Source organism: Pirellulales bacterium, from assembly GCA_035499655.1.
Lineage (GTDB): Bacteria > Planctomycetota > Planctomycetia > Pirellulales > JADZDJ01 > DATJYL01.
In genome coordinates, this window is record DATJYL010000200.1 from 1 (window position 1) to 6,628 (window position 6,628).

Annotated in this window: 6 protein-coding genes; 5 read left to right on the forward strand and 1 reads right to left on the reverse strand. The window is 56.6% G+C overall.

From position 1 onward, the window contains the following. Positions 1-1,015: hypothetical protein (locus VMJ32_14845; protein ID HTQ40301.1), on the reverse strand; the 1,015-nt coding region annotated here is incomplete at its 3' end. Positions 1,016-1,024: 9 nt separating this feature from the next. Here VMJ32_14845 and VMJ32_14850 point away from each other — a divergent pair. The 5 genes from VMJ32_14850 to dnaJ form a co-directional block, all read left to right on the forward strand. Continuing rightward, a complete protein-coding gene (locus VMJ32_14850; protein HTQ40302.1) occupies positions 1,025-1,195 on the forward strand; it encodes a hypothetical protein in 171 nt (56 codons plus the stop codon). 378 nt (positions 1,196-1,573) lie between these two features. After that, positions 1,574-3,271 (forward strand): chaperonin GroEL, encoded by a 1,698-nt coding sequence (gene groL, locus VMJ32_14855; protein ID HTQ40303.1) that lies wholly within the window; start codon positions 1,574-1,576, stop codon positions 3,269-3,271. 83 nt (positions 3,272-3,354) lie between these two features. Further along, a complete protein-coding gene (groES, locus tag VMJ32_14860) occupies positions 3,355-3,654 on the forward strand; it encodes a co-chaperone GroES (protein HTQ40304.1) in 300 nt (99 codons plus the stop codon). 105 nt (positions 3,655-3,759) lie between these two features. Further along, positions 3,760-5,382 carry a chaperonin GroEL gene (groL, locus tag VMJ32_14865; GenBank protein ID HTQ40305.1) on the forward strand — a complete coding sequence of 541 codons (1,623 nt, stop codon included), beginning with the start codon at positions 3,760-3,762 and terminating at the stop codon, positions 5,380-5,382. A 188-nt stretch (positions 5,383-5,570) separates the two neighbouring features. Further along, positions 5,571-6,628 (forward strand): molecular chaperone DnaJ (gene dnaJ, locus VMJ32_14870; protein HTQ40306.1); only part of this gene is annotated, 1,058 nt, incomplete at its 3' end.

Sequence of the window (6,628 nt, forward strand, 5' to 3'; positions counted from 1 at the left end):
CGGTAGGCAAAGCCGATGACATCGGGCGGCTGTGTAAGATGATTATTGGCGCCGATGAGAATGCCATTCGTGCCGCCGACGTCTCAAATTGGCCGGCATCGGTAATCGTCGTGTTGAAGATGGAGAGCGTGTCGAAATTTCCTGGGCCGACGTAAACATCCAGGTAGACGCAGGTGACGGCATTCAGTGTCACGGCATCGGTGCCCGCTCCTGTGTTAATAAAGATGTCTTGAAGTGGAACGTTGACACGGGTCAGCGAGATGGAATCGTTGCCATTGCCAGTACTGATTGACAATGAACAGCCAGACAGGCTGACATTAGTCAGGGCAATTGAGTTCGGGCCATCGCCGGTTTGGATGCTTAATTCACCTCCATCTGCACTTGCCACCATGCTGATATTTGCCAGGGCAATGCTATTGCGGCCATTTCCTGCGGTGATGCTTGTCACGAAGTTGTCGGAGGAGGAAAAGTGATTCATGAAGAGGGCGTTTGTGCCATCGCCCAGTCTCACTTCGAGATCTTTTTCCGAACTGACGTTGTTGAGTGCCACAGAGTCGCTATTCGCGCCCCCTAAGATATCCATACTTCTTGCGCTGGCATTATTCACCGCGATGGCATTGGCGCCATTTCCGGCAGAAATGTCGAACTCCAGGGTGGATGCGTTCGATACAGCGATGGAGTCAGCGTTTGTGCCGCCAGCAATCGAAATTTCGAACGGCACCGTGACATTGTTCACATTGATGACATTGCTGCCGTCGCCCGCGGCGATGGAAATGGTTCCGACGCTTGAGTTGCTTGTAACTTTTCTTACCGTCAGCACGTCGTTGCCGCTTCCGCTGCCGATGTTGACGTTGGCCGGCGCGGCTCCGTTCTGCATTTGGAGCGTGTTGTTGCCTTGGCCCAGGTCGATGTCGATGTCGCCTGTGACGGGATTGGCAGCCGTGGTGACGAAAGCAGCGTTGCCGCCGTTGATTTTGGTGGCGGTGCCGGTGACTTTCCATTGGCCGGAAGCCAACTGCGTGACTTGAATGCTATTGCTGGCGGCGTCGCCGGTGATGTCGAGTTCGCCGGCGTTGACAGCGACGTTGACGTTGCCGGCCAACAGTGCGCGGGTTTCGAGCTGCTCGAAGATGAGACGCCGTTTTTTTCCGACAGGGCTCGTGTGAAGAAATCGTCGCATGTCGCGCTTCCTTAGGACGGTTGTCGTTTTGTGATAGAGGCCGGGAATATGATAACTTGGCGAACATGTACAAACCAGGATGGGCTGTACAGGCATTTAAGATCAGAATTCCTGTCAGAATGGCATCGCTGGGCGATTTCTAGTGCCGGAGGCAAGCCTGCCTGTTTCGCCCCAAAATGCGTAACCCCTTAATAAAGCAGGGGTTTGCGAGAGTAAATGTGAGTGCGGCACGACGGTTGCTTTTGTAGGGGCCGTTTTGGGCTTCGGCTGCCAAATGGGGTCAGAGTCTATAGACGGCCGGCTGCGGGTGAAACACATTGATCCGACCCAGCGCAAGGCGACATACCGTAATCTTGCAACGATAAATCATCTCAATCCTGGAGGATTATTTCTGTGGCAAAACAAATGGTGTTCGACGACGAGGCGCGTTTGCCGCTGGCTGCGGGCGTAAACAAGCTCGCCAAGGCAGTTCGCAGCACGCTGGGCCCGCGGGGCCGGAATGCCGTGCTCGACAAAGGCTGGGGCTCGCCCAAGATTACCAAAGACGGCGTGACGGTGGCCGAGGACATTGAGCTGGACGACCCGTACGAAAATCTGGGCGCGAAATTGGTGAAGGAAGCCGCCAGCAAAACCAACGACATCGCCGGCGATGGCACGACTACCGCCACGGTGCTGGCTGAAGCCATTTACAAAGAAGGGCTGCGAATGATTGCCGCCGGGGCCGACCCGATGGCACTTTCTCGCGGAATATCCAAAGCCACGGAAATCGTGTTCGAGGCCATCAAGAAGATGGCTTCGCCCATTGACGAAAAGAATCGCAAGGAAATTGAGCAAATTGCCACCATTGCCGGCAACAACGATCCATCGATTGGAAAAGTATTGTCCGACGCCTTCATGAAAGTTGGAAAAAACGGCGTGATCACCGTCGAGGAAGGGAAGCAGAGCGAAACGACGGTTGACGTGGTGGAAGGAATGCAGTTTGACCGCGGCTTTTTATCGCCGCACTTTGTCACCAATGCCGACGAGCAAATCGTCGAGCTGGAAAATTGCTACGTGCTGGTGTATGAAGAAAAAATCTCCAATGCCAAAAATTTGGTGCCCCTGTTGGAAGCCATCAGCAAGGCGAACAAGCCGCTGCTCATCATCGCCGAAGATGTGGAAGGCGAAGCGTTGGCCACTCTAGTCGTGAATAAGCTGCGTGGCATTTTGAACGTGTGCGCGGTGAAAGCGCCTGGTTATGGCGACCGCCGTAAGGCGATGCTGGGCGACATTGCCGTGCTGACCGGCGGTCAGGCGATTTTCAAAGACCTGGGCATTCAACTCGATTCGGTCAAGCTGACCGACCTGGGCCGGGCGAAAAAAATCATTGTCGACAGCGAGAATACGACGATTGTCGACGGCGCCGGCAAGAAGGATGCCATTGATGGCCGGGTCGAGCAGATTCGGCGCGAAATCGAAGGGACCGACAGCGATTACGACCGTGAAAAACTTCAAGAACGCCTGGCGAAGCTGGCTGGCGGGGTGGCGCAAATTCACTGCGGCGCCGTGACCGAAACCGAAATGAAGGAGCGCAAGTATTTGTTGGAAGATGCCCAGTCAGCCACGAAGGCGGCGCTGGAAGAAGGCATTGTTCCCGGCGGCGGCGTGGCTTTGCTGCGGTGCGAAAAGGTGCTGGACAAACACGGCCTGGAAGGGGACGAAGCCCTGGGTGCGCAAATTGTACGGAACGTGCTCCACTGGCCGCTGAGCTGCATCGCTGAAAATGCCGGAGTCGATGGCGCGGTGGTGGTGAACCGGGTGCGGCACATGAAAGGCAAAAACGACGGTTACGATGCCGACCGCGATGAATACACCGATCTTGCTGCTCGCGGCATTATCGATCCGGCGAAAGTGGTGCGGATTGCCTTACAAAACGCCGCCAGTGTGGCCAGTTTGCTTTTGACCACGTCCGCATTAGTGACCGACATGCCGAAGGAAGAGGAGGAAGCCGGCGGCCACGACCATGGTCACGACCACGGCATGGGAGGCATGGGCGGAATGGGCGGCGGCATGGGTGGTATGGGAATGGGTGGCATGGGCGGGATGATGTGAGTCAACCGACGACAGAGTCGTCGGCTTGGGTTTTTATCGAAACAGAAAATCGTCAATTCATTTTATTTGCAAGGAAACAAATCATGGCCAAATCGAAATTGCGTCCGCTGGATGATCGTGTTGTCGTGAAGCCGGTTGAAGCCGAGGAGCGCACGGCCGGCGGCATTGTGCTGCCCGACAGCGCCAAGGAAAAGCCGCAGCGGGGCAAAGTGGTTTCGATTGGGCCAGGCAAGTTGCTGGAAAGCGGGCAGCGGGGCACGCTTTCGGTTTCGATCGGTGATGAAGTGATTTACGGAAAATACTCCGGCACCGACATCGAGCTGGAAGGGGACGAAGTCAAAATCCTCCGCGAGACCGACATTTTGGCGAAGGTGCTGAATTAGCTCGCAGCGCGTCGTTTAGATCGTACATGGCCCCCGGCGAGTCGCCGGGGGCTAAATAAACAATTCGTTAAATACAAATCATTTCGTTAATCAGGAATCCATATCGTGTCAGCCAAACAATTGCTGTTTGAAGATCAGGCCCGCGCGAAAATGCTCAAGGGTGTGGAAAAGCTTGCCGACGCCGTGGCCGTAACCATGGGTCCGACGGGCCGGAACGTGATTATTTCTAAATCGTTCGGCGGCCCCACGGTTACCAAAGACGGCGTGACCGTGAGCAAGGAAGTCGATTTGGAAGATCGCTTCGAAAACATGGGCGCCAAGCTAGTGAACGAAGTGGCCAGTAAAACGTCGGACATTGCCGGCGACGGCACCACGACGGCCACGGTGCTGGCTCGGGCGATTTTCAAAGAGGGGTGCAAAGTCATTGCCGCCGGCAGCAACCCGATGGCGGTGCGGCGCGGCATCGACAAGGCCACGGATGCGGCCGTCGAGCATTTGAAATCGATGGCCAAGCCCGTTTCGGGCAAGGCGGAAGTTTCTCAGGTCGGCGCCATCAGCGCCAACAGCGACAAGGAAATTGGCGATCTGTTGGCCGACGCGTTGGAAAAGGTGGGCAAAGACGGCGTGATCACGGTCGAAGAAGGCAAGAGCATGGCGACGGAAGTGAAATATGTCGACGGCATGCAGTTCGACAAGGGATTCATTTCGCCGTACTTCATCACGCGCCCCACAGAAATGGATTGCTTTCTGGAAGACGCGTTGATTTTGATTCACGAAAAGAAAATCAGCAACTTGCGCGAATTGGTGCCGATTTTGGAAAAAGTGGCACAAGGCGGCAAGCCGCTGTTGATCATTGCCGAGGATGTGGAAGGCGAGGCGCTGACGGCGCTGGTTGTGAACCGCCTGCGCGGCGTGCTGAACGTGTGTGCGGTGAAGGCGCCGGGCTTTGGCGATCGACGCAAGGCGATGCTGCAAGATATTGCCATTGTGACCGGCGGCACGCTCATCAGCGAAGATTTGGGCATCAAGCTGGAAAGCCTGGAGCTCAATCAGCTGGGTCGCGCCAAAAAAATCACGGTCGATAAGAACGACACCACGATTGTCGAAGGCGCCGGCAAACGGGCCGACATTCAAAATCGCATTCAGCAAATTCGCAATCAAATTGAGAATACCGAAAGCGATTACGACAAGGAAAAATTCCAGGAACGCCTGGCCAAATTGACCGGCGGCGTGGCGATTATTTCCGTCGGCGCCGGCACCGAAGCCGAAATGAAGCAGAAAAAAGCCCGGGTGGAAGATGCGCTGCACGCCACACGGGCGGCGGTGGAAGAAGGGATTTTGCCCGGCGGCGGCGTGGCGCTGGTGCGGTGCCGTGAGGCGGTGGAAAAAAATCGCGGCTCGGCCAAGGGAGATGAAAAAATCGGCATCGACATTGTGCTGCACGCCATCGAAGCCCCGATGCGGCAAATTGCCGACAATTGCGGCATCGACGGCTCCGTGGTGGTCGACGAAGTGCGCGAAAAGCCGACCAATACCGGCTTTGACGCCAACCGACAGGAGTACGTCGATATGGTGAAGGCGGGGATTATCGATCCGCTGAAAGTGGTTCGCTCGGCCCTGGCCAACGCTTCCAGCATTGCCGGATTGATGCTGACGACCGAGGCGCTGGTGACGAATTTGGAAGACGACGACAAGAAACAGCGAGCGCCGGAAGGCGTGATTCGGTAAGCGCCAGTAATTGCGAAGCAGCTTGGGCCGTCTTGTTAAAACAAGGCGGCCCGTTTGCGTCGCATGGTAGAGACAGAAACGGCGCTCTCCGAGCGAGCGGAATGACGTAGAATTGTTTATTTGCCAGCGCCTTTGCGGCTGAGGACAGCCGCCGCTACAAAATTTTGATGTTCACCGCCATGGCAACGATGGCAGCTAAACGCGATTACTACGAGGTGCTGGGCGTGGGGCGAACCGCCTCGCAAAAGGAAATTGCCGACGCCTATCGCAAGCTGGCACTGGCGCATCATCCTGATCGCAATCCGAATAACGAAGAAGCGGTTGTCAAGTTCAAGGAATGCGCCGAAGCGTTCGAAGTGCTTTCGGACGATGACAAGCGGTCGCGATACGACCGCTACGGCCATGCCGGCGTGGAAGGGGGCGTACACCACTTTACCGACGTGAACGATATTTTCGAGGCCTTCGGCGATATATTCGGGGGCGGCGTTTTCGGCGATTTGTTTGGCGGGGGGCGACGCGGCGGGGGCCGAAGAGTTCGCAAAGGAGACGATGTCGCCTGCGAATTGACGATTGATTTGTTTGAGGCGGCGCGGGGCGTAACCAAAACCATTGAATTCGATCGGCACGAACCGTGCACGGAATGCCGGGGCACGGGGGCCAAGCCAGGAACGAAGCCGGAAACGTGCCGTTACTGCGGTGGCCGGGGCCAAGTGGTGCAAGCCAGCGGGATTTTCCGGGTGCAAACCACGTGTCCGGCGTGCCAGGGTTCCGGCCAATTAATCAAAGACCCTTGCGGCAAATGTCATGGTGCGGCATTTGTGGTGAAGCACGTGTTCCGGGAGGTGAAAATTCCCGGCGGGGTCGACCATCACATGCGGGTGCGCTTGGCGGGAGAAGGAGAACCAAGCCCCAACGGCGGTCCGCCGGGCGATTGCTTCTGCGTGATCAATTTGAAGGAACATCCGCTGTTCGAGCGCGACGGGCAAGATTTAATTTGCCGCGTGCCAATCAGCTACGCCCAAGCGGCATTGGGCGCGAAAATAAAAGTGCCCACGCTGGAGGGCCCGGAAGATTTTGAAGTGCCCGCCGGCACGCAGCCCGGGCAAGTGGTCAAGCTACGACGCCGGGGGATGCCAGACCCGCGCGGCGGCGGCAAAGGCGATTTGTTGGTGGTCATTCAATTGGAAGTGCCCAAGACGCTTTCGCCCAAGCAAGAGAAATTGCTTCGCGACCTGGCAATGGAAGA